The 21769-nt window shown below is 69.2% G+C and carries 20 protein-coding genes; 3 read left to right on the top strand and 17 right to left on the bottom strand.

Annotation, left to right across the window (positions count from 1 at the left end):
- Positions 1 to 26: 26 nt before the first annotated feature.
- The 10 genes from OR600_RS07280 to OR600_RS07325 all read right to left on the bottom strand — a co-directional run bounded on the left by OR600_RS07280 (position 27) and on the right by OR600_RS07325 (position 12575).
- Entirely contained in the window at positions 27 to 935 is a 909-nt protein-coding gene (locus OR600_RS07280; protein WP_309295240.1) for a transposase, read from the bottom strand.
- A 70-nt stretch (positions 936 to 1005) separates the two neighbouring features.
- Positions 1006 to 3294 carry a heavy metal translocating P-type ATPase gene (locus OR600_RS07285; RefSeq protein WP_135978737.1) on the bottom strand — a complete coding sequence of 763 codons (2289 nt, stop codon included), beginning with the start codon at positions 3292 to 3294 and terminating at the stop codon, positions 1006 to 1008.
- 426 nt (positions 3295 to 3720) lie between these two features.
- Positions 3721 to 5313: a S1C family serine protease gene (locus OR600_RS07290; RefSeq protein ID WP_265590924.1), complete on the bottom strand. Its 1593-nt coding sequence runs from the start codon at positions 5311 to 5313 to the stop codon at positions 3721 to 3723.
- Positions 5314 to 5532: 219 nt separating this feature from the next.
- Positions 5533 to 6153: a winged helix-turn-helix domain-containing protein gene (locus tag OR600_RS07295; RefSeq protein WP_135978373.1), complete on the bottom strand. Its 621-nt coding sequence runs from the start codon at positions 6151 to 6153 to the stop codon at positions 5533 to 5535.
- A 239-nt stretch (positions 6154 to 6392) separates the two neighbouring features.
- Positions 6393 to 7253, bottom strand: a complete 861-nt coding sequence (locus tag OR600_RS07300; RefSeq protein ID WP_135978365.1) for an amino acid ABC transporter ATP-binding protein — start codon at positions 7251 to 7253, stop codon at positions 6393 to 6395.
- The gene (locus OR600_RS07305) at positions 7246 to 8706 is read right to left on the bottom strand and encodes an ABC transporter permease subunit (protein WP_265590925.1); all 1461 of its coding nucleotides are present in this window, start codon (positions 8704 to 8706) and stop codon (positions 7246 to 7248) included. Before OR600_RS07305 ends, OR600_RS07300 begins: the two co-directional genes overlap by 8 nt.
- Positions 8707 to 8731: 25 nt before the next feature.
- Entirely contained in the window at positions 8732 to 9538 is an 807-nt protein-coding gene (locus OR600_RS07310; protein WP_265590926.1) for an ABC transporter substrate-binding protein, read from the bottom strand.
- A 167-nt stretch (positions 9539 to 9705) separates the two neighbouring features.
- Positions 9706 to 10569, bottom strand: a complete 864-nt coding sequence (locus OR600_RS07315; protein ID WP_265590927.1) for a substrate-binding periplasmic protein — start codon at positions 10567 to 10569, stop codon at positions 9706 to 9708.
- Between the two features lie 296 nt (positions 10570 to 10865).
- Positions 10866 to 12200 (bottom strand): glutamine synthetase family protein, encoded by a 1335-nt coding sequence (locus OR600_RS07320; RefSeq protein WP_135978361.1) that lies wholly within the window; start codon positions 12198 to 12200, stop codon positions 10866 to 10868.
- A 135-nt stretch (positions 12201 to 12335) separates the two neighbouring features.
- Positions 12336 to 12575: a FeoB-associated Cys-rich membrane protein gene (locus OR600_RS07325; protein ID WP_135978360.1), complete on the bottom strand. Its 240-nt coding sequence runs from the start codon at positions 12573 to 12575 to the stop codon at positions 12336 to 12338.
- A gap of 134 nt (positions 12576 to 12709) precedes the next feature.
- On the opposite strand from OR600_RS07325, the gene gpmA reads away from it, so the two are divergent.
- Positions 12710 to 13471: a 2,3-diphosphoglycerate-dependent phosphoglycerate mutase gene (gene gpmA, locus OR600_RS07330; protein ID WP_239654490.1), complete on the top strand. Its 762-nt coding sequence runs from the start codon at positions 12710 to 12712 to the stop codon at positions 13469 to 13471.
- Positions 13472 to 13592: 121 nt separating this feature from the next.
- On the opposite strand, the gene OR600_RS07335 is transcribed toward gpmA, so the two are convergent.
- From OR600_RS07335 to OR600_RS07360, 6 genes are all read right to left on the bottom strand, one after another.
- The gene (locus tag OR600_RS07335) at positions 13593 to 14435 is read right to left on the bottom strand and encodes a GNAT family N-acetyltransferase (protein ID WP_135978358.1); all 843 of its coding nucleotides are present in this window, start codon (positions 14433 to 14435) and stop codon (positions 13593 to 13595) included.
- A 197-nt stretch (positions 14436 to 14632) separates the two neighbouring features.
- On the bottom strand, positions 14633 to 15373 hold the full coding sequence (locus OR600_RS07340; protein WP_265590928.1) for a GNAT family N-acetyltransferase: 741 nt from the start codon (positions 15371 to 15373) through the stop codon (positions 14633 to 14635).
- A 238-nt stretch (positions 15374 to 15611) separates the two neighbouring features.
- The gene (locus OR600_RS07345; protein WP_135978356.1) at positions 15612 to 15872 is read right to left on the bottom strand and encodes a hypothetical protein; all 261 of its coding nucleotides are present in this window, start codon (positions 15870 to 15872) and stop codon (positions 15612 to 15614) included.
- 151 nt (positions 15873 to 16023) lie between these two features.
- Positions 16024 to 18657: a ferrous iron transporter B gene (gene feoB, locus OR600_RS07350; protein WP_265590929.1), complete on the bottom strand. Its 2634-nt coding sequence runs from the start codon at positions 18655 to 18657 to the stop codon at positions 16024 to 16026.
- 102 nt (positions 18658 to 18759) lie between these two features.
- Positions 18760 to 18996, bottom strand: a complete 237-nt coding sequence (locus OR600_RS07355) for a FeoA family protein (protein WP_135978354.1) — start codon at positions 18994 to 18996, stop codon at positions 18760 to 18762.
- Between the two features lie 50 nt (positions 18997 to 19046).
- The gene (locus OR600_RS07360; RefSeq protein ID WP_204407709.1) at positions 19047 to 19325 is read right to left on the bottom strand and encodes a FeoA family protein; all 279 of its coding nucleotides are present in this window, start codon (positions 19323 to 19325) and stop codon (positions 19047 to 19049) included.
- A gap of 297 nt (positions 19326 to 19622) precedes the next feature.
- On the opposite strand from OR600_RS07360, the gene OR600_RS07365 reads away from it, so the two are divergent.
- Complete coding sequence (locus tag OR600_RS07365; protein WP_168354057.1) at positions 19623 to 20372, top strand: GntR family transcriptional regulator; 750 nt, start codon at positions 19623 to 19625, stop codon at positions 20370 to 20372.
- A gap of 176 nt (positions 20373 to 20548) precedes the next feature.
- Positions 20549 to 20887: a CDP-alcohol phosphatidyltransferase gene (locus OR600_RS07370; protein ID WP_135978351.1), complete on the top strand. Its 339-nt coding sequence runs from the start codon at positions 20549 to 20551 to the stop codon at positions 20885 to 20887.
- A 137-nt stretch (positions 20888 to 21024) separates the two neighbouring features.
- Here OR600_RS07370 and OR600_RS07375 read toward each other — a convergent pair whose 3' ends face one another.
- Entirely contained in the window at positions 21025 to 21675 is a 651-nt protein-coding gene (locus OR600_RS07375; protein WP_135978350.1) for an HAD family hydrolase, read from the bottom strand.
- Positions 21676 to 21769: the final 94 nt, after the last annotated feature.

The following is a 21769-nucleotide window of genomic DNA, read 5'->3' on the forward strand; positions in this document are numbered from 1 at the left end:
CGTGACAGCGGTGCCTGGCCCATCTGTCACTTCGCATATTTTACTCTTGATATTATTCCACGGCCCACGCCCGTGAGCCGCTCTATCTGACGTACGGAGAGCCCCACCGCACGCATGCGGGCGATACGGTCGTCGCGCTTGGCCCGCGGCAACGCCCCGACCTCGTGCGGCGCGACGTCGAGTACCCCCTCGGCGACCTCTCGGGCATCCTCCTCCGAGAAACGGCCGCCCCGGCACTCGAGACCCATGTGCGGCGAGACGTCCACGTACCGGTGGAACCGCACGTACTCCTCGTCGCTGTCGAACAGATGCGCCACGGGCCCGGGCTCGCCGCCATAGAAACTGTCAAGGATGGCGTCGTAGCTGCTCCAAGGGTAGGAGCAGCCCTCGGTCATACCGGCCTTGACCGGGTTGCGGTGGATGTAGCGAACGACATCGAGGAGGTGCGTCTCGCTCTCGACCGGTTCGCTGCCGAACCTGCCCTGGAACAGGCTCCCCACCCTCCCGTGGCGCCTGTTGAAAGACTCGGCATACGCACCGCACACCTCGCGGACCGTATCGCTCAGGCAGTCGAAAGGAACGGACAGCAGGAGGTGCACGTGGTTGTCCATGAGGCACCAGGCGAGGAGCTCGCCTCCCTGCCTGGTCAGCTCCCGTCGCAGAAGCGCCATAAAGAGCGTGCGGTCCCCGTCGTCCTCGAAGACAATCTGCCGACCGTTCCCGCGGGCCACCACGTGATACAGGTCGGAAGCGGACGGCCTTCTCGGCCCTCTCGGCATCGGCCCACCCCCCGGTCCCCCTGCAGGCCGCGCGGCACGGCCCGCCGTGGGGACACGGTAACCCCTGCGAGATCGAACGGCCCCGATATGGCATAAAGGGGCGAAAAAGAAGGGGACATCCATAAAGATGGATGCCCCCATGGACGGATATCCCATAAATCTATCAATAGAGCAAGTGACAGATGGACCAGGCACCACTGTCACGCGCCGCCGCCCCGCGGGCCCGTCAGCCGCGCCAGCGCTTCAGCAGCAGCGAGTTGGACACCACCGACACGCTCGAGAGCGCCATGGCCGCGCCGGAGACCTCCGGGGCGATGATGCCCAGGCACGCCAGCGGGATGAGCAGGCAGTTGTAGCCCAGGGCCCACGCGAAGTTCTGGCGGATCTTGCGCATCGTGGCGCGGGAGAGCGAGACGGCCCGGGCGACGTCGCGCACGTCGTCGTGCATGAGGACCACCTGGCCCACCTCGAGGGCAGCGTCGGAGCCGGCGCCCATGGCGATGCCGATGTCGGCCGTGGCGAGGGCCGGCGTGTCGTTGATGCCGTCGCCCACCATGCAGACCTTCTCGCCGGAGGCCCGGAGCCCCTCGACGACCTCGGCCTTGTCGCCGGGAAGCACCTCGGCGACCACGTTGTCCGGCCCGATGCCCACGAGGGAGGCCACGCCCTCGGCGGCGGCGCGGCCGTCGCCCGAAAGGAGCATGACCCGGAGGCCCAGGGCCTCCAGGGCGGCCACACCCTCGGCGGCCGTGGGCTTGGGCTCGTCGGCGGCGCGCACGCGGGCGACCACAGTGCCGCCGCGCACGAGGTACATGTCGGTGGCGCCCGGCGCCGAGCCCTCGGCCCACGCGGGGACGCCGGAGCCGGTGAGACGCGCCACGAGGCGCCCGTTGCCGAAGCCCACCTCGACCGGCGAGCCGTCCGGGCCCGCCACGGCGCCCACGACGCCGTGGCCCGGGACGGCCTCGAAGCCGTCCACCGCCACGGGGGCCGCCCCCTCCTCCTCGGCGGCCGCGAGCACGGCGCGGGCCAGCGGGTGCTCGCTCCCCCGCTCGAGGCCGGCCGCCAGGGCGAGGGCGTCGCCGCGGCCGGTGCCGTCGGCGCAGAGCACCTCGGTCACCTGCGGCGAGCCCTCGGTGAGGGTGCCCGTCTTGTCGAAGACCACGCACGTGAGCGACCCGGCCCCCTCCAGGGCCTGGCCGTCCTTGATGAGGATGCCCTCCTCGGCGCCCCGGCCCGTGCCCACCATGATGGCGGTGGGGGTGGCGAGGCCCAGGGCGCAGGGGCACGCCACGACGACCACGGACACGCCGACCATGAGGGCGCGCTCGAACCCGGCGGCGTCGAGCGTGCCTCCCACGGCCGCCACGACGAGCCACACGACGAAGGTCGCCAGGGCCACGGACAGCACGGCGGGCACGAAGACGGCGCTGATGCGGTCGGCCAGGCGCTGGATGGGCGGCTTGGAGCCCTGGGCGGCCTCCACGAGCCCCACGATGTGGGCCAGCACGGTGTCGGACCCGGCGGCCGTGACCTCGAACTCGAAGACGCCGGTGCCGTTGACGGTACCGCCGGTGACCTCGTCGCCGGCGGACTTCTCCTGGGAGAGGGGCTCGCCGGTGAGCATGGACTCGTCCACCGAGGAGTGGCCCGAGACCACGCGGCCGTCGGCCGGCACGCGCTCGCCGGGGCGCACGGCGCAGACGTCGCCCACCGCGAGCTCGCCCTGGGGCACCTCCACGAGGGAGTCGCCGCGGCGCACCCACGCCACGGCCGGCGTGAGGCTCATGAGCTCCTCCACAGCAGCGCCGGCGCGGCCCTTGGCCCGGTGCTCGAGCATCTTGCCGAGCATGACGAACGTGATGAGCATGGCGCTCGTCTCGAACGGGGCCATGACGCCCGACGTGGCCCGGGGGCCGAACGTGAGATACGTGGCGTAGGCGAAGGCCACGGTGGTGCCCACGGCCACGAGGGTGTCCATGTTGCCGGCCCGGGCCTTGAGGGCGCCCCAGGCCCCCTTGTAGTAGCGGGCGCCGCACACGAACTGCACTGGGATGCACAGCACGAAGCACGCCACGTTCATGAGCTCCATGGCCCGGCCGTGGCTCGCCTCGCCCCAGAGGGCCCCCGACGCCGCCATGGCCGCGGACATGCCCAGCGGCGTCATGGAGATGACCAGGATGACGACGGTGAGCACGAGCGAGACCACGAACATGGCGAGGTCGCGGCGCTCCGTGGCGGCCTCCTTGGCCCGGCGCCCCTCGTCGAAGGCGGCGCGGCTCTCATCGGGGACCACCTCGGCCGAGAAGCCCAGGCCGTCGATGGTCTCGAGCACGGCGTCGAGGGAGACGGCGCCGGGGTCGTAGGTGACGGTGCCGCTGTTGGCGGCGAGGTTGACCGCCATGGACTCGACCCCGTCCATGCGGCCCAACGTCCTCTCGATGATCGAGGAGCAGCTTGCGCACGTCATCCCGTCGATGGCGAGACGGGCGGTGCGCTCGGTGGCGGTGCTCACGTCGGCCTCCTCCTTGACGCATTTCCCACCTTTTCACAGTAGTATAAACACATGAGCATATGCTCATGCAACCAAGACCGCGACGGCGTCACGCCTGCACCCGCCCCTCCCGCCCTCTCATCCAAACGCGCCCGATCGTATTCAGGCGACGGGCAAGCCGAGGCCCCGGGCCGCCGTGCCCCCTTCCCAGAACCGCTTTTGGGAAGGTGAGATTTTATATTTCATGAGGCAAACGCTTCCCGCAACGTCTTCTGGGAAGGAAACCCTTCCCAGAAGGGGTCCTGGGAAGGGTTGGTTCCAAACCCCATGGGCAACCGCCTTCCCAAAACCGCTTCTGGGAAGACGGCCGTGGCGGCCGGACAGCAAAAGGCCCCGCGGGCCGGTGGGTCCGCAGGGCCTTGGTTGCCTCCGTCCGTCCGTGCCGGCTCAGCCGATGCCGAGGCCGCCGAACAGGTCGCCGAGCGGGCCGGAGCCCCGGGCGTCGCCGTCCCGGGAGGAGCCGCCCTGGGAGGGGTCGCCCTCGTCCCAGGCCGACTGCCGGCGCTGGTCCTGGGCGGCGGACTGGCTCTGGGCGTCGCTGCCAAGCTGGATGTCGACCGTGGACTCCTCGGAGCCGCGGTAGTAGGTGACGGCGACCTTGTCGCCCACGGCATGGCTGCGCACGGCGAGGATGAGTCCGTCGGCGGAGGTGATGTCCTCGTCGCCGAGCTTGGTGATGATGTCGCCCTCCTGCAGTCCGGCCTGAGCCGCAGGGCCGCCCTCGGTCACGGACGCCACGTAGGCGCCCTGGTTGACGGCGAGGCGGTTGCGGACGGCGGCCTGGGGCGTGACGGTCCGCACGTTGGCGCCAAGGTAGGCGTGCTCCACCTGCCGCCCGGCGATGATGGCGTCGGCGACGTCCACCGCGTAGTTGACCGGGATGGCGAAGCCCACGCCGGAGCTGGAGCCAGAGGCGCTCTCGATGATGGAGTTGATGCCCACGAGCCTGCCCTCGGAGTCCACGAGGGCACCGCCGGAGTTGCCGGGGTTGATGGCGGTGTCGGTCTGGATGAGGTTGGTGTAGATGGTGTTGCCAGAGGAGCCCTCGAGGATGGTGGAGCGGTAGAGCGAGCTCACGATGCCCGAGGAGACCGACTGGTCGAGCCCGAAGGGGCTGCCGATCGCCATGACCCACTCGCCCACCACGAGCTTGGAGGAGTCTCCGCGCTCCATGGGCGTGACGGCGTCGCCGCCGAGGTCCACGTGCACCACGGCGAGGTCGCTGGACTCGTCGGAGCCCACCACGGTGCCCTCGTAGCTCTTGCCGCCGAGGTTGACGGTGATGGACTGGGCGCCGTCGACCACGTGGAAGTTGGTGAGGATGTTGCCGTCGGTGTCGTAGACCACGCCGGAGCCCACGCCCTCGCCCTCGCTGGAGCTCACGTTGATGGAGGCCACGGAGGGGAGGCACTTGGCGGCCACGACCTCGGCGGTAGTGGCGTCCTGGGGGGCGGCGGTGACGTTGACGGTGGGGCCGGCCGCGGAGTCGCTGGTGCCGGTGGAGGCGACCGTGCCGCCGATGCGGCCCGTCGCGGCGAGGAACACGAGGAAGGCGACGGTGCAGGCCAGGATGCCGCCGAGAAGGCCGGCCAGGAACGGGTGGCCCTGGCGGCGGGGCGCCGGGGCGTCGCCGGGGGCCGGGGCGTCGGCACCCGCGGGCGGGACGGGGGGCACGGGGCCGCCGGCGGCATCGTCCGCGGTCCCGGGGGCGGGCGCGGCCGGGGATGCCATCACGCGCGTGGGGTGCACGGCGGTGACGTCGGGGGTGTCCACCTCGGGGAGGCCGGCGACGGCGGAGCGGCGCTCGTCGGGGCCCTCGACCCGCGCGGGGACGGCCTCGAAGGGGTTCTCGGGGGCGCCTGCGGGGCGGCGGTGGAGGGGCTCGGGCTCCAGGGACGGGTCGGTCTCGGGGCCCGGGGACGCGTGGTGCGGGCGACGGGCGTCGTCGGGCTCAGGGATGCGGGTGTCGTCTGTGCTCACTGGTGTGCCTTCCTCTCAACAGGCGCGGTGGCGAGGTCGCTCTTCTAGGGGTGTGGTACCCCGCCACCCGATAACGTTTCAAATGGGGGGACGAAAACAGCCTATCTGCCCCACCTAAAGCCTGCCTAAGGCCGTCGGCCCCCTCGCGAAAACAGCGGCGGCCCCACCGCCGCGCGCCGGGCGGTGGGGCCGCCGCCCCGGGGCAGGACCCCATGCGCGTCAGAGCTTGAAGAGGTAGCCCACACCGCGCACCGTGACGATGTGCGAGGCCACCTGGGGACCCACCTTGGAGCGTACGCGGCGGATGTGCACGTCCACCGTGCGGGTGCCGCCACAGTACTCGAAGCCCCAGACGCGGTGGAGCAGGGCCTCGCGCGAGTAGGCGCGGGACGGGTGGGTGGCCAGGAACGAGAGCAGCGAGTACTCCATGAGGGTGAGGTCCACGGGCTCGCCGTCGATGGTGACCTGATAGGTGGCCAGGTTGATGGTCATGTTGTCGATGGTGACGAAGTCAGACGGCACGGTCTCCTCGCCGGGCCAGAGCAGGAGGGCCAGACGGACCTCGAACTCTGCCTCCGACGCGGTGGCCAGGATGAGGTCGGAGCGGCCCTGCACCGGCATCCGGAGGGAGGGGAGTTGCTCTTCGTCCACGGAGAAGAGCCGGGGGATGCCGGAGTTGCCCGCCACATAGGCGTCTACCTTGTTGATGGTCTCGGACGAGAGGCCCGCGAGGTCGAGCAGGACGAGGTCGAAGTCGTGTCCTGACGAGATTGCCTGGTCGAAGGTGTCGGGCGTCGACAGGAGCACCGAGATGTCGAGGGAATGGGAGAGCTCCCGCATCCGCTCGTGCAGGCGGCTCGTCTTCGAGACGAGGAGGACGTTCTTATGGTGCTGCAAGCCAGGCCTCCTTCACAAGGCGGGGCGTCATCGCCGCATGGGCAAACAGTTGCACACAAGTATATTGAAGTTTACCACAGCGTCCCGTCAGCAACTTGTAACAATTCCAAAGGGACGGGAGGGCCCCAGAGGTCCCTCCCGTCATAAAACAAAGGACGATCGGCCGGCTGCGACGACGGGCCTCAGGCCCCCTCGATGTTTCCGAGGAACGCCGCCGTGCGCTCGCTTTTGGGATGGTCGAACACGTCGCCGGGCAGGCCCTCCTCCACCACGAGGCCGTCCTCCATGAAGACCACGCGGTCGGCCACGTCGCGGGCGAAGCCCATCTCGTGGGTGACCACGATCATGGTCATACCGGAGTTCTCGGCAAGGTCACGCATGACGTCGAGGACGCCGCGCACGAGCTCGGGGTCGAGGGCGCTCGTGGGCTCGTCGAAGAGCAGGACGTCGGGGTGCATGGCCACGGCGCGAGCGATGGCCACGCGCTGCTGCTGACCGCCGGAGAGCTGGGCGGGCATGAAGTCCACGCGGTCGGCCAAGCCGACGGCCCCAAGCTGCCGCACCGCCTCGGCCTCGGCCTCCTCCTTGGTGCGCCCGAGGGCCTTCACCTGGCCGATCATGACGTTCTCCTTGGCGGAGAGGTGCGGGAAGAGGTTGAAGTTCTGGAACACCATGCCCAGGTGCTTGCGCATCTCGCACAGGCGCACCTTGGAGCTGCCCGTGATCTCCTCGTCGTTGAAGAGGATGTGACCCGCCGTGGGGGTCTCGAGCCGGTTGATGCAGCGCAGCATGGTGGACTTGCCCGAACCCGACGGACCCAGCACCACGACGACCTCGCCGGGCCACACCGTGAGGTTGACGTCGCGGAGCACCACATTGTCGTCGAACGCCTTGTTGAGGTGCTCGATGCGCACCGCCGGGTGCTCGCCCTCGGCAAAGGCGTGGGTGGACAGGGTGCGGTCGTGCTCGTAGGCGAGCCTCGCCGCGGTGTCGGCGTCGAGGACGGGGTGCTCCCCGACGGCCTTCCTGTGGGACTTAGGCATCCTGGGCCTCCTCTCGGGGCGCGGCGCCCATGCGGGCACGGGCGGTGGCGGGCACGGCCGGGCGCGGCTTGAGTCGTGCAGCGCCGAAGGCCTTGCGGCTCTCCTCGGCGACCGCCTCGGCCGCCGGGTCGGGGTCGACGGTCTCGGCGTCGCGTCCCTCGATGCCCTCGGCCTTGGCCGGGCCCTTGGGGCGCGGCCCCTGGCCGGACTCGCTGCGGGCGAGGTGCTGCTCGACCTTGGAGACGATGCGGATGAGCGGCAGGGTGACGATGAGGTAGTAGATGGCCGCGGCGATGTAGGGCGTGATGTTGCCGGTGACCGTGGTGAGGTTCTTGGAGAACATCATGAGCTCCATGACGCCCACCGAGGACAGCAGCGAGGTGTCCTTGTAGCCCGTGATGAAGTCGCTCGTGACCGTGGGGAGCACGCGGCGCACGGTCTGGGGCAGGATGACCGAGACCATGGTCTGCCGGGCGTTCATGCCGAGGGACTCGGCGGCCTCGTACTGCCCCTTGGGGATGGACTCGATGCCGGCGCGGAAGATCTCGGCCAGGTAGGCGCTCGAGTTCACGGCCATGACGATGACGCCCAGCACGTTGTTGTCGATGTTGACGCCGATCATGGGCAGGCCGAAGAACATGATATAGATCTGCAGGAAGAGCGGCGTGCCGCGCAGGATGTTGATATAGGTGACGGCCACGGCGCGCACGACGCGGTGCTTGGCCATCTTCATGAACGCGAAGAGCAGGCCGAGCAGGATGGCGAACGGGTAGGCCACCACGACGATGGCCAGACAGACGAGCCAGCCGGGAAACAGCGAGGCGAACGACGTCACGAGCAGCTGCGGCTTGAAGAACATGCCGAGGAACTGGTTGGAGTTCCACGCCGCCACCCAAGGCTGCTCGTCGAGCCAGTTGACGAGCGCCTGCAGCGGCGTGTTGGCGATGACCGCGATGACCGGCGACGGCGCGAGGTCGGTCTCCTGGCCGTCGACGGTGGCGGTGCCGGTCACCTGCACGTCGCCACCCTCGGGCGGGAACCGCATGTTGGTGACCTCCACGCGGAGGAGGTCGCCGGCGCCCACGGGCTCGGAGAAGTCGAGGGTGAGACTCGTGCCGTCGACCTTGGCGTCGGCCTGCACGTCCTTGCGCTTGAGGCCCTCGAGCACGGTGACGCGGGAGGTGGAGCCGTCGAAGGAACCGTCCTGGGGCAGTGTCAGCGTCACGGCATCCACGCTCTCGCCCTCGTCGACGGTGGCCTCCCAGGTGAGTCGCGTGTCGATGCCGCCGATGACGCCGGAGCCGCCGTCCTCGTTGGGCTTGGCCGTCGCCTTGTTGACGGTGACGGCCTCGGCCGTGGCGGGCGCCACGGCCGTGAGGCAGAGGGCCGCGGCGAGGGCGGCACAGAAGGCGCGCGCGACGTGGCGCCCCTGCCGATCTGCCGTGTGCTTCATGGGAACCAATCCTCCTTCGGGCCGGCTACAGCTGCTCGCCGAACCACTTCTCCTGGAGCCTCGCTATGGTGCCGTCGTCCACGAGCTCCTTGTACGCCTTGTCGATCGCCTCGGTCAGGCCGGGATTGTCCTTGGAGACCACGAAGCCGTACTGCTCGCCCGTGGCGATCTCCTGCTTCACCGCGAGGTCCTTGTAGCTGGTGTTGCAGAGGTGCGACAGCACGGGCAGGTCGGCCACGCAGGCGTCGTAGGAGCCGGTCTGGACACCCATGAGGCACTGGACGACGTCGTCCAAGGGCACCACCTGCGCGTTGGTGAGGTTCTCCTCGACCCAGGCCTCGCCCGTGGTGCCCGACTGAACGGCCACCTTGGCGTAGGCGTTGTTGAGCTCGGTGTCGGGGTCCAGGACCTTGGAGGAGGCCGCCATGACGAGCCCCTGGTTGGAGTCCAGGTAGGGGTCCGTGAAGTCGATCTCCTCGGCGCGCTCGTCGTTGACGGTGAAGGCGGAGGCGCCGATGTCGGCCCTGCCGCCCTGCTTGATCTGGGGGATGATGGTGTCGAACTTCACCTGGGACCACTCGGCCTCGAGGCCCAGCTTCCCGGCGACGGCGTCCACGACGTCGACCTCGTAGCCCTCGCAGTCGGCCGCCGTCTTGCCCTCGGGCACGGACTCGAGGGGCGGGTAGGCGAGGTCCGAGAGGACCGTGAGGGTGCCCTCCTTGACCGTGGAGACGCCCCCCGCTCCCCCGGCGGACGACGAGCCGCAGGCGGCGAGGGCGAGGACGGTGGCGACGCAGACGGCCAGGGCGGCCAGCTTCGGTGCTCGTTTCATAAGCGTCCGTGCTCGTTTCATAAGCGTCCTTTCAGGGGGACTCGAACGTGGGGACGATACTACCATCCCCGGGACGTTTATTCGACGCCTCATCATACGTGCCGATAAAAGAAACGAGATTGTTATTCGATACTCCGAATATTTTCAGGGCAGGAGCCCGGAGACCCCTAGGCCAGCGGCGACCCGAACCACTTGGCCTCGAGCGACGCCACGAAACCGTCCTCCTCGAGGGCCGCAAGGGCATCGTCCACGGCCTCGCGCACGGCGGGGTCCTCGGACGAGAAGGCGAAGCAGTAGCGGCTCACGTCGTCCTGGTGGTGGCCCACCATGAGGGTGCCGAACATGGAGTTGAGGAGGTAGGTGGCGCTCACGTCGTCGTAGACGGCGGCGCTGTAGGTGCCGTTGGCCACGCCCGTGAGGCCCTGGACGGCGTTGTCCACCGGGACCACCGCGGCCTTGGGGAGGGTCTCGCGCACCCAGGCCTCGTTGGGCGACCCGCCCTGCACCACGACGGTGCACGCGGGGTCGTTGAGCTGCTCGACCCCCTTGAACGGGCGCTCGCGGGGCACCACGACGTCGCGGGGCACCACGACGTCGCGACCCACCGACATATAGGGCGACCCCGCCTCGAGGGAGGAGACGCTGCCCCCGAAATCGTCGAGGGAGAGGGCGGAGGCGGCCATGTCCGCCGCCCTGTCGGCCACGGCGGACTCGACCGCGGGGAGGTCCTCGCACCGGCGGAACTCGAGGTCCAGACCCAAGCGGTCGGCCACCTCGGCGACGAGCTCGTACTCGAACCCGCGGCGCTGGCCGTCGGAGTCCACGAAGTCCATGGGCGGCGACGCGAAGTCGCAGGCCACCGTCAGCGTGCCCGGCTCCACGGTGGACAGGTCCCGCTCGATGTTCCGCTTGGCGAAGGGACCCTGGAGCGCCGCGCACCCGCACAGGAGGGTGCCAGCGAGGATGACGAGCACGCACAGGGCCGTGCGCGGCGTCGGACGCCTGTGGCCGTGTCTGACGGGTTCACCCAATGGAAAGACCGCCTCCCCGAACAAGCCGGTTCTCTCAAAGCTCTTTGAAACAAAGTAACACAACGGGGCCCACGACGGCCCCTCGTTACGGGTAGCGACACCCGGGGGACAACCGCTGGTAGAACGATTTTTAAGGTTTCGTTAAGATAATATCTTCTCAATGAGTTTATTCAGTAATGTATAAGGTAACCGGCATACGTTTCCTTTCAGTATAGCTGGGGGCACACAAAAGCCGCCCCCTCCGGAAAAGGGGCGGCCCAAGGCACCGCACGGGTCGTCGCAGGAAGGGCGGGGTCCTAATAACCGCCGTAGTAGCTGCGGACCTCCCAGTCCGTGACCGTGGAGTTGTACGACAGCCACTCGCGACTCTTCTCCTCCACCAGGAACTCGAAGGTGTGGTCGCCGAGGACCTCGCGCATGAGCTCCGAGGAGCGGAAGGCCTCGATGGCCTCCCCGAGGTCGCGGGGGAGCCGCTCGAACCCGGCGCTCTCGAGCTCCAGCTCCGAGGTGCCGAGGTCGGAGGTGTACTCCGGGGGCAGGGGCAGGCCCTCCTCGATGCCCTTGAGGCCGGCCATGACCGTGGCGGCGATGGCGTGGTAGGGGTTGGCCGAGGGGTCGGGCACGCGCAGCTCAACGCGGGTGGACTGGTGCTTGCCGGGCTTGTGCATGGGAATGCGCACGAGGGCGTTGCGGTTGCGGCGGCCCCAGGTGGCGAACGTGGGGGCCTCGCCGTCGGGGACGAGGCGCTTGTAGGAGTTCACCGTGGGGTTGGTGAGCAGCATGTACTCGGGCGCGTAGCGGACGAGGCCGGCGATGTAGTGGCAGGCGACGTCGCTGAGGTGGTGACCGCCCTCGGCGCCCCAGAAGACGTTCTCCCCCTCGCCGTCGAAGAGCGACTCCTGCAGGAACATGCCGGAGCCGGGGCGCCCGGGGATGGGCTTGGGCATGAACGACGCGTAGAAGCCGTTGTTCTGGGCGATCTGCTTCACGGCGAAGCGCGTGGTCATGATGTTGTCCGCCGCGCTCACGGCCTCGGCGTAGCGGAGCGAGATGCCCTGCTGCGACGGCCCCATGGCGTGGAAGGAGTACTCCACGGGGATGGAGAGGCGCTCGAGGGAGAGCACGGTGTCGCGGCGCAGGTTGCGCGACGAGTTGGTGGGCGCGAGGTCGAAGTAGCCGGCGTCGTCCAGGGGCACCGGGCTCTTGGAGCTCTCCGAGTAGAAGTACTCGAGCTCGGGGCCCACGTTGGGCACGAAGCCGCGGTCGGACGCCAGGCGGAAGACGCGCATGAGGCAGTGGCGCGGGTCGCCCTCGAAGGGCTGGCGGTCGGGGGTGCAGATGTCGCAGAAGATGCGGGTCACGGCGTTGGCCGCGGGGCGCCACGGCAGGAACTGGAAGGTGGAGGCGTCGGGGAAGGCCAGCATGTCGGACTCCACCACGGAGGAGAAGCCGTTTACCGACGACCCGTCGAAGCCGATGCCCTCCTCGAAGGCCTCCTCGAGGTCCTCGGGCGAGATGGCGAACGACTTGAGGTTGCCGAGCACGTCCGTGAACCAGAGACGGACGAACCGGACGTCGCGCTCCTCGACGGTGCGAAGCACGTAATCGATGTCCTTGCTGGAGTTGCTCATCACTACCTCGCAATGGAAGGGGGTGGAGGCCGTCGCAAGGGCCCCTTGTGCATAGTCCTGACAACTGTTGCACAGGGGTGTTTCAGCTCTGTTTCTATGACCGGCGCAGGCGGCCGTGCGCGCCGGCGGCCCCGCCTAATGGCAGCAGGAGCGCCCCCTCCCCGCCGGCTTCACCGACGCCACGGCGGCGCGGGCCGCCTCCTCCATGGACTCCACGGCGTCGCCCGCCACGGGGCACGGGCCGGTGCCCGACCCGGCGCACACCGATGCCGATCCGCAGCCGCTGCACCCTCCCTTGGCGTTGGCGCGGACCCGGGCGCGGACGACGAGGACGACGGCGACGACCACGGCCGCGACGACGATCGCATCGATCATGGGACATCCCCCCCTGCTTCCAAAGGCGCCGACCCGTTTGTGGGCCTTTTAAGTTAGCCTTTGTTTACTTATGTCGCGCCCTACTATAAGTCCAGCGACAAACCGTTCGCAACCACCGGAAAGGAGCCCACACAATGGCTCAAGACACGATGCGTCTCGTCCTCATCCGCCACGGGGAGAGCGAGTGGAACAAGGAGAACCTCTTCACCGGATGGGCCGACGTCGACCTGTCCGAGCTCGGCCGCGACGAGGCCTACAACGGCGGCGTGGCCCTCAAGGACGCCGGGTTCGACTTCGACCTCTGCTACACCAGCTACCTCAAGCGCGCCATCCACACCCTCAACCTGGTGCTCGACGCCATGGACCGCGACTGGCTGCCCGTGGAGAAGACCTGGAAGCTCAACGAGCGCCACTACGGTGCCCTCCAGGGTCTCAACAAGGCCGACACCGCCGCCAAGTACGGCGACGATCAGGTGAAGGTCTGGCGCCGCTCCTTCGACGTGCGGCCGCCCGCGCTGGAGCCCGGCGACGAGCGCGACGCCCACACCCAGCCCGCCTACCGCGACGTGCCCGCCGACCAGATCCCCTACGCCGAGTGCCTGGAGGACACCATCGCCCGCGTGTGGCCGTGGTTCCAGGAGGTCGTGGAGCCGCAGATGCGCGCCGGCAAGCGCATCGTCATCGCCGCCCACGGCAACTCCCTGCGCGCGCTGGTGAAGCAGTTCGACGGCCTCACACCCGACGAGATCCTCGAGGTGAACATCCCCACGGCCATCCCGCTGGTCTACACCTTCGACAGGGACTTCAACGTGGTGGACAAGCAGTACGTGGGCGACCCCGAGGTCATCGCCGCCAAGATCGACGCCGTGGCCAACCAGGGCAAGGCCAAGGGGTAGCTGATTGCTTTTTTGCTGCGCCTGGGTCCCTGCGCCTGAAAGCGGCTGAGGATGCCTTCAGCCGCCTTCAGGCGCATTTCGTCGCGCTCGGCGACGGGCCAACAAGCATAGTTCGTCGCGGTCAGCGAGCCGACGGGCGCAGCATGGCGTAGGGTCCCACGTCGCAAAAGCCCAGACGCCGATAGATGCGGGCCGCCGCGGGGTTCTCAAAAAACAGCGACATGAACTCGAGGCCGCCTCTGAGGCAGACGTCGCAGAGCTCGGCCACCACGGCAGTGGCCAACCCGCGGCCGCGCCAGGCCTTGTCGGTGGCCACGGCGATGACCATGGCGCCCTGGCTCGAGGCCGCGCCCACGGACGCCGTAGAGACAATCTGGCCACGATCGTCGCGCGCCACCACACAGGGCAGCCCTGCGCCGAGCTCGTCGAGCTTACGGGCACGGCGCTCGGCGTAGATGCTCGCATCGTCCAAATGCAGCGAGAACTCGTCGATCGTCCCCTGGAGCCCCAGCCAGGCGTCGACCTCCTCGGCCTTGAGCAGACCCAGCTCCACGCCTTGGGGCACAGGGCCCACGGCGTCGCGATTCACCTCGCGCAGGCTTGCCATGGTGCAGGGCTCGAGGCGATTCGCAGGGAAGAACGGGGCAAGACGGGCCACGAGGTCGGCTCTGCCGTTGACATCTCCCGGAGCGTCCCCTCCCATGGAGCGGTCGATGAGGACCGCGGCCTCGGCATCGTCAAAGTCGCCGTCTCGGCTGTAAACCACGAAGTTGTCGCCATAGCGAAGAATCACGGCGCCCAAGTCCTTGTCGGCAGAAGCGGCCTTTGCAAGGCCCCACACGCAGAGCTGTCCCTCCATCCCCATGGTCTCGATGTCGCCCGCGATGAAGAGGCTCATCTCGGGCTCTGCGGCAACGTAGGAAAGGACGAGGTCGCGGTCTTTCTCGGTAAGGACGCGGTGCATGGGATCCCCTCTCCTTGGCTAGCTGTATTGACGGCCATACTAACTGAAATGGAGGGAGGCTCCCCTAGGGGCTCCCTTCCCCAGACGCAGTGGCCAACCAGGGCAAGGCCAAGAAGTAGCCTGCCGGGACACGGGAGCGGACGTCGAGGGCCGGGCACCCAGCGTGGGGCTCGGCCCTCCCTTGTGCGGCGGCGCCGTCAGGCCGGGCCGCCGCAGTCCAGAAACGCCTGGTAGCCGCTGCCAAAAGCCATGCCCAGGCGGTGCTGCAGGGCGATGGAGGCGCGGTTCTCGGGGAAGACCTGGGCCCAGGGGACGCGCCCGGCCGCGAGCCCGGAGGCGATCTTCGCGGCCTCGAGGGCGAGGGCCACGCCGCGGCGGCGCCACCCGGGGAAGACCTCCAGCATGCCCATGGAGCCCTCGGCGTGCATGCCGATGAACCCGACGAGCTCGCCGTCGAGGTATCCGCCGTCGATAGTGCCGGCCGCCAGGCGGCGCACGATCTCCTCGCGGGAGAAGTACTCGGGATGGGAGTAGCGGGCGATCACGAGGTCGGCGTGGTCCGGCCCGAGGGGGCGTATCTCGAGAGCGTCGGCCACCGGGGGCGGCGTGGCGGCAAGGTACGCGCACACGAGGTGCCCCTGGGGCTCGGAGCTGCCGGGGAAGGCCCGCGCCACGGCCTCGGCGGCCGCCCGACCGGTGACCTCCACCATGGCCGGCCGCGGGCAGCGGGACAGGAGCGCCGCGGCCTCGGCGGCGTCCTCCGCCCAGAGAAAGCCGTCGGCGCCCCCGATGGAGTCCACGTAGACCAGACCTGGCGCCACGTGCACCGGGCGACCGAGGCCGCGGGCCAGCACCTGCTGGACGGGCACGAGGTCCACGTCGCCGGCGGCGACGCGCCGTGCGAGCCACACCGAGACATCCCGGTCCACACCTGCCACCCGTTCCCCCTTCCCATTGCCTGTCCCATCACCCGGACACTTTTGTCCCACATCGACGGACAGACTTCTCGGCTGTCTGGCTCCGCTCGGTCGTTTGGTGGTTTTCCATACGACAACTGATCTAAACCACCAAACGGCACGCTGTTTGGTGGTTTTTTGGACCTCCGCGCGGGGAAAACCACCAAACGGCCCTCGCCCAGGAGCCCGCGACCGGGCACCGGTCACCGACCTCCAGCCCCTACAGCGGCCAGGGGGCCAGGATGAGCACCGAGACGACGGCGAACGCGACGGCCATGCCCTTCTGACCGGCCATGGCCAGGAGCACCACGAACACGGTGTCCACGATGGCGTTACCGACAAACCAGATGCCCCAATAGTCGGCCAAAGGCACGATGCCGGCGTAGCTCAGCACCGTGAGTACGATCTCTGCCACCAGCCATACCCAAAAGACGATGTTGATCCACTTCGACGCCTCGTAACGCTCCTGCCAGCTTGCCATGGCCTGTCCTTTCCTCGACGGTTCGCTGGTTTGTTCCCCATCGCAGGGCCCAAAGAACAGGAGGGCGCCCCCGGGGAGAGGAGGTCCGGGGGCGCCAAGCGGGGTAGGCGTCTATAGGCTGGCCCGGTTGGGCCCGACCGGAAGGTTGCCGCTAGGCGGCCTTCCTCGCCGCCTCGGCGTGGCCCGCGCGCGCCTTGGGCATGGGCCGGAAGAGCTGGAACAGGATGGCGGCCAGCGCGACGAACGCCACCGCCGTCCAGACCCCGAAGCGCCCCAGGGCGAAGAGCTCCCACAGCTGGTTGATGATGAGGCCCACGACCCAGCCGAAGCCGCACTGGTAGCCCACGGCCGCCCAGAACCACCTGGTGTCGTTCATCTGGCGCCGGATGGTGCCGATGGCAGCGAAGCACGGGGCGTCGAGCATGTTGAAGGCCACGAAGGCGATCATGGCGCCGAGGGAGAAAGCGCCGGCCACGGTGAACATCTGCTGAAACGTGGCCCAGAGGAGCGTGGAGCCCTCCCCCACCTCACCGAGGCCGAACAGCACGCCGAACGTGGAGACGAGGTTCTCCTTGGCGATGAGCGCGGAGAGCGAGCACGCGGCGGCCTGCCATGAGCCGAACCCCAGGGGCGCGAAGATCCAGGCGATGGCACCGCCCACGGCGGCGAGCAGCGAGAAGTCCATGTAGTTCTCGGGCACGGCCCCCATGGCGGGCAGGAACCCGAAGGCGCCGTCGCCGCCCTCCCAGCCGGCGAGGCCGAAGTTGGAGAGGAGCCACACGCCCACGCAGGCCACGAAGATGATGGTGCCGGCCTTCTTGATGAACGCGGAGACGCGCTCCCACATGTGCAGCAGGTACGACTTGAGGGCGGGCAGGTGGTAGGCGGGCAGCTCCATGACGAACGGGGCGGGCTCGCCGGCGAAGGGCTTGGTCTTCTTGAGCATGATGGCCGACACGATGACGGCGGCGAGGCCCAGGAAGTAGAAGAACGGGGCGATCCACCAGCCCTCGGTGCCGCCGATGAGCACGCCCATGAGCAGGGCGATGATCGGGGTCTTGGCGCCGCAGGGGATCATGGTGGTGAGCATGACGGTCATGCGGCGGTCGCGCTCGTTCTCGATGGTCTTGGTGGCCATGATGCCGGGCACGCCGCAGCCGCTGGAGATGAGCAGCGGGATGAAGCTCTTGCCGGAGAGGCCGAAGCGGCGGAACGCGCGGTCCATGACGAAGGCCACACGGCTCATGTAGCCGCAGTCCTCGAGGAAGCACAGGAGCAGGAACAGCACGACCATCTGGGGCACGAAGCCGAGGATGGAGCCCACGCCGCCCACGATGCCGTCGAGGACGAGGGACTTCACCACGGCGGAGGCGCCGACCTGGTCGAGCCAGCCCTCGACGACCACGGGGATGCCGGGCACGTAGATGCCGTACTCGCCGGGGACGGGCTCGGCGGCCTCGGAGGCCGCGAGGAACGCGGCGGCGTCGACGTCGTCGTGGTAGGCGAGGGTCTGGCCGGCGGCCAGCCGGGGCTCGTCGGAGGCGTCGGTGAGCACCACGTTGCCCTCGCTGTCGAGGAAGTTGCCGTCGGCGTCGTGCACGGGGACGTCGGTGGCCACGACACCCGCGGCCTGGGCACGGGAGGCGAAGTCCTCGACGACGGCAGTGTCGCCCTCCTCGACGGCTTCGGCCACGCCCTCGGTGGAGACGCCGGCCTCCTCGGCGGCCGCGAGGTAGGCGTCCACCCGGCCGCTGTAGTCGTTGTCGGCGTACTCCTCGGACGCCTCGTCGTAGGCGGCCGCGGAGGCGGGGCTCAGGAACCAGCCGTCGCCGAAGACGCCGTCGTTGGCCCAGTCGGTACCCCAGGTACCCACGGTGGAGACCGCGAGGTAGTACACGAGGACCATGACCGCCACGAAGATGGGCAGGCCCAGCCAGCGGTTGGTGACCACGCGGTCGATCCTCTCGGAGGCGGTGAGGTGCGGGGGCGCCTTGACCACGCAGTCGGCGACGGTGGCCTCGATCCAGTCGTAGCGCTCGCAGGTGACGAGCGACTCGGCGTCGTCGTCCAGCCTTGCCTCGACGCCGGAGCGCACGGCGTCGAGGGCGGCCACGGACGCCGCGGGCAGCCCGAGGGGCTCCAGGGCGGCCCCGTCGCCCTCGAAGGCCTTGACGGCGTACCAGGGCAGGCGCGCCTTGTCGGCCACGTGGGGGGCCACGATGGAGGAGCACTCGTCCACGGCATCGGCCGCCTCGCCGGTGAGGAACGCGGGCGCAGGGGAGGCGGCGCCCGCGCGGCCGGCCTCGACGGCGGCCTCGACGAGGGCGTCGAGGTTGGTGCGGCGCAGGGCGCTGATGCCCACGACCGGGCAGCCGAGGCGCTCGGAGAGGGCGTCGACGTCGATGGAGTCGCCCTGCTTCTCGACGAGGTCGCACATGTTGAGCGCCACGACGCAGGGCACCCCGCACTCGCGCACCTGGGTGGCGAGGTAGAGGTTGCGCTCGAGGTTGGTGGCGTCGACGACGTCGACCACGCACGCGGGCTCGCCGCCGAGCAGGTAGTCGCGGCTCACGACCTCCTCGGGGGAGTAGGGCGAGAGCGAGTAGACGCCGGGGAGGTCGGTGAGCACCACCGACGGGTCGCGGCGCAGCGGCGCCTCGAGCTTCTCCACGGTGACGCCGGGCCAGTTGCCCACGTAGCCGTTGGAGCCGGTAAGCTCGTTGAACAGTGTCGTCTTGCCACAGTTGGGGTTGCCTATCAAGGCGATGTGCACGGTCTTGTCCACTGGGTCTCCCTTTCGTAGTGCCGGGGGCGGGCGACCCCCTGCCCCGCCGTGCGGGGCCCTCTCTCTCCTGCGGTCGGGCACCCCGCCCGGCCCTCCCCTCGGCTAGGCGGGGACTACCTCCACACGGGCGGCCTCGTCCTTGCGGATGGACAGCTCGTAGCCGCGGACGGTGAGCTCCACGGGGTCGCCCAGGGGCGCGACCTTGCGCACCGCCACGTGGGTCCCCTTGGTGATCCCCATGTCCATGATCCGGCGGCGGACCTGCCCCGAACCGGTGAGCCTGCGCACGGTGCAGGCCTCCCCCACCGCGACGTCGGCGAGGGTCATGACCTCGGCCATGGCTTCTCCTCTCTCTGCCTGTCGGGCAGCTGTACGACTGGTTGCGCGGCTCAGGCGCCGGGGGCGCAGAGGACCCTGCGCGCCGTCGCCTTGTCGAGCGCGAGCCGGGTGCCCATCACCTGGGCCACCGTCCCCGACACCGCCTGGCCCACGACGCGCACTGCCGCCCCCTCGACGAAGCCGAGGGTGGCCAGGTGGCGCACCACGCGCTCGCCGCCCTTGACGGCCTGGACGGTCACGGTCTCGCCGACCTTGGCCATCGAGAGCGGCATGGCCGGGACGGACGGGCCGCCGCGGCGGACGCCTCTCTTCTCCCTGACTGCCTCCATGGGGCCTCCAAAAAAGTATCGCGTCGTTAACTCGAGAGTATCTTACAGCTAACTCGTCACAAGTAAACCCGGGATTACTTTTTTTCGGGGACAGTGGGGCAGGCCGTGGCCGGCGAGGCGGGGGCACGGGGCGAGAGGGGCCACCGAGCCCCCGTCGGTCGGGCGGCCGCCGACCGGGCCCGTCGGCGCGCACGGGGAACGTGTTGTTTGGGGACGAAACGGCGACCGGCCGGGACAAGGTCCGCCGGCACTGATATTCTGCCGTTGGTATATCACCGACCGTGGATGGAGAGATCTATGCCAGAACCGCGCACGCGCCTCGTGGGCCGCGCCGGAGTGAGCGCGGCGGACTGCATGCGCATCTTCCCCCGCGAGGAGAAGGAGTCGGGGTCGGCCTACGCCTACCGCATCCTCTCCTACAACATCATGATGCTCTACATGCCCCCCGGGGCCTGGATCCGCGAGTCGTCCGTGGCCGAGATCCTCGAGGTCTCCCGCACGCCCGTCCACGAGGCGATGGGGCTGCTGCGCGACCGCTCGCTCGTGGAGGTGGCGCCCCAGAGCGCCACGCACGTCTCCCGCATCTCGGTGAGCGAGCTTCGGCAGTCGTTCTACATGCGCGTGGCCGTGGAGCCCCTCGTGGTGACGCAGCTCGCCCGCAACGTCTCCCCCGAGACCGTGGCCGAGCTCTCCTCCATGGTGGACGCCATGGAGGAGGTGGCCGAGTCGCGCTTCAACGAGGCGGAGTTCATCCGCCTGAACGAGGTGTTCCACGACACCCTGTACCGCGCCGCCGGCAAGGGCTACGTGTGGCAGTCGCTCAAGAAGACGGGCACGGCGTTCGACCGCACCCTCAACATGGGCGTGCTGTTCGGCTACACGGTCCCCTCCGTGTCCACCCTGCGCCAGGTCGTGGGCTTCCTCGCCTCGGGCGGCGAGAACCGCAAGGAGGCAGCGACGGCCATCCACGAGCAGCTGAGCAGCTACACCACCTACCTGGAGCAGCTCCTCACCGACTTCCCGGACTGCTTCCTCACCTCGTCGTAGCCCGCGCCGCACACGACCCGCGCCCCCGTGCGGCCCCGGACCGTCTCCGTGCGGTCCGGGGCCGTTCGCGGATTGGGCGACGGCCAAGCGCTCGGTAGGGACTGTTTTTAGGTACGGTTTCAGCCACAGGCGCGGACGGTCGTGCCGTCCGCATCCCCCCGAGGAAAGGACAGCCCATGGGTGTTCGTGCAGAAGAGGCCCTCGACCTCAATTACGACGGGCTCACCGACTACCTGAGCCACAACCACTCGGTCTATATGGCCCTCGGCGACGCCATGTACTACCTCACCGACGTCAACGCCCACTACTGGCGCGCCCAGGACACCTCCAAGCTCAACCACAAGGGCCACTACTCCGACTGCAGCGAGCTCGTCCCCACCATCGGCGAGTTCCTCGGCCTCCCGTGGGTCGACGGCAGGACCGTCGCCGACGTCGCGGACGAGGTCACGTTCTACGCGAGCACCAAGCCCCGCTCCGAGGTCGAGGCCGAGGAGGCCGCGGCGGCGGAGGCATAGGGACGTATCGAAACGATTGAATGAGGGGCACGGGAATCGGTTAGAATCGTGTCCGGTAACGGCGGCGGGCAGACTCGGCCCCGCCGCCTTTCTCATGGCGCATCGGGACCCCGGCAGGCGCCGCCCCGCAGGCACGCTCAGCCCGCCAGGATGGCGTCGCCCAGCCCCCCCACGGAGTCGACGAGCTCCGTGGCGCCGTGGGCGGAGAGCCACTCCGGGTCGCGGAAGCCCCAGGTCACCGAAAGGCACGGGATGCCGGCATTGGCCGCCGTGGCCACGTCGACCTCGGAGTCGCCCACATAGACGGAGTTCGACTGGTCGGCCTCGAGGGCCGCCATGGCGGCGTAGACCATGTCGGGGTCGGGCTTGCGGGGGATGTCGTCGCGCTGGCCGAGGACGAAGTCGAACACCCCCGGGAAGTGCAGGTCCATGAGCTCGCAGACCGCGAAGTCGCCCTTGTTGGACACCACGGCGCAGCGCACGCCGGCGGCGCGGAGGCGGCCCACCATGGCCACGACGCCCGCGTAGGGCCGGGTGTGGTCGTTGCAGTGGTCGGCGTAGTAGGCGCAGAAGTCCTCGAAGACGGCGTCCACCTCGGCCTGGGGCGTGCCCTCGGGGCAGGCGTCGGCCATGAGACGCCTGAGGCCGTTGCCCACCATGGCGCGCACCTCGGCGCGTGTGTAGGGCGGGAAGCCGTGGGCGTCCAAGGTGTGGTTGAGGGCGAGCTGCAGGTCGTCCAGGGTGTCGAGGATGGTTCCGTCGAGGTCGAACACGGCTGCGGCGTACATGGGTTTCGGCTTCCTTTCGGGGTGCTGGGGATACCGGGGGCGTGGCCTCGCCGGTCGCACCCGTTGCTATGATAGGTGACCGTGCGCACGTTAC

The sequence above is a fragment of the Granulimonas faecalis genome (assembly GCF_022834715.1).
Taxonomy (GTDB): Bacteria; Actinomycetota; Coriobacteriia; order Coriobacteriales; family Atopobiaceae; genus Granulimonas; species Granulimonas faecalis.

Coding starts and splice junctions, on each gene's coding strand:
- OR600_RS07280 (WP_309295240.1), bottom strand. CDS start 935: ATGGGATATCCGTCCATGGGGGCATCCATCTTTATGGATGTCCCCTTC.
- OR600_RS07295 (WP_135978373.1), bottom strand. CDS start 6,153: ATGCGGGAGCTCTCCCATTCCCTCGACATCTCGGTGCTCCTGTCGACG.
- OR600_RS07300 (WP_135978365.1), bottom strand. CDS start 7,253: ATGCCTAAGTCCCACAGGAAGGCCGTCGGGGAGCACCCCGTCCTCGAC.
- OR600_RS07305 (WP_265590925.1), bottom strand. CDS start 8,706: ATGAAGCACACGGCAGATCGGCAGGGGCGCCACGTCGCGCGCGCCTTC.
- OR600_RS07310 (WP_265590926.1), bottom strand. CDS start 9,538: ATGAAACGAGCACCGAAGCTGGCCGCCCTGGCCGTCTGCGTCGCCACC.
- OR600_RS07320 (WP_135978361.1), bottom strand. CDS start 12,200: ATGAGCAACTCCAGCAAGGACATCGATTACGTGCTTCGCACCGTCGAG.
- OR600_RS07325 (WP_135978360.1), bottom strand. CDS start 12,575: ATGATCGATGCGATCGTCGTCGCGGCCGTGGTCGTCGCCGTCGTCCTC.
- gpmA (WP_239654490.1), top strand. CDS start 12,710: ATGGCTCAAGACACGATGCGTCTCGTCCTCATCCGCCACGGGGAGAGC.
- OR600_RS07335 (WP_135978358.1), bottom strand. CDS start 14,435: ATGCACCGCGTCCTTACCGAGAAAGACCGCGACCTCGTCCTTTCCTAC.
- OR600_RS07345 (WP_135978356.1), bottom strand. CDS start 15,872: ATGGCAAGCTGGCAGGAGCGTTACGAGGCGTCGAAGTGGATCAACATC.
- OR600_RS07355 (WP_135978354.1), bottom strand. CDS start 18,996: ATGGCCGAGGTCATGACCCTCGCCGACGTCGCGGTGGGGGAGGCCTGC.
- OR600_RS07360 (WP_204407709.1), bottom strand. CDS start 19,325: ATGGAGGCAGTCAGGGAGAAGAGAGGCGTCCGCCGCGGCGGCCCGTCC.
- OR600_RS07365 (WP_168354057.1), top strand. CDS start 19,623: ATGCCAGAACCGCGCACGCGCCTCGTGGGCCGCGCCGGAGTGAGCGCG.
- OR600_RS07370 (WP_135978351.1), top strand. CDS start 20,549: ATGGGTGTTCGTGCAGAAGAGGCCCTCGACCTCAATTACGACGGGCTC.
- OR600_RS07375 (WP_135978350.1), bottom strand. CDS start 21,675: ATGTACGCCGCAGCCGTGTTCGACCTCGACGGAACCATCCTCGACACC.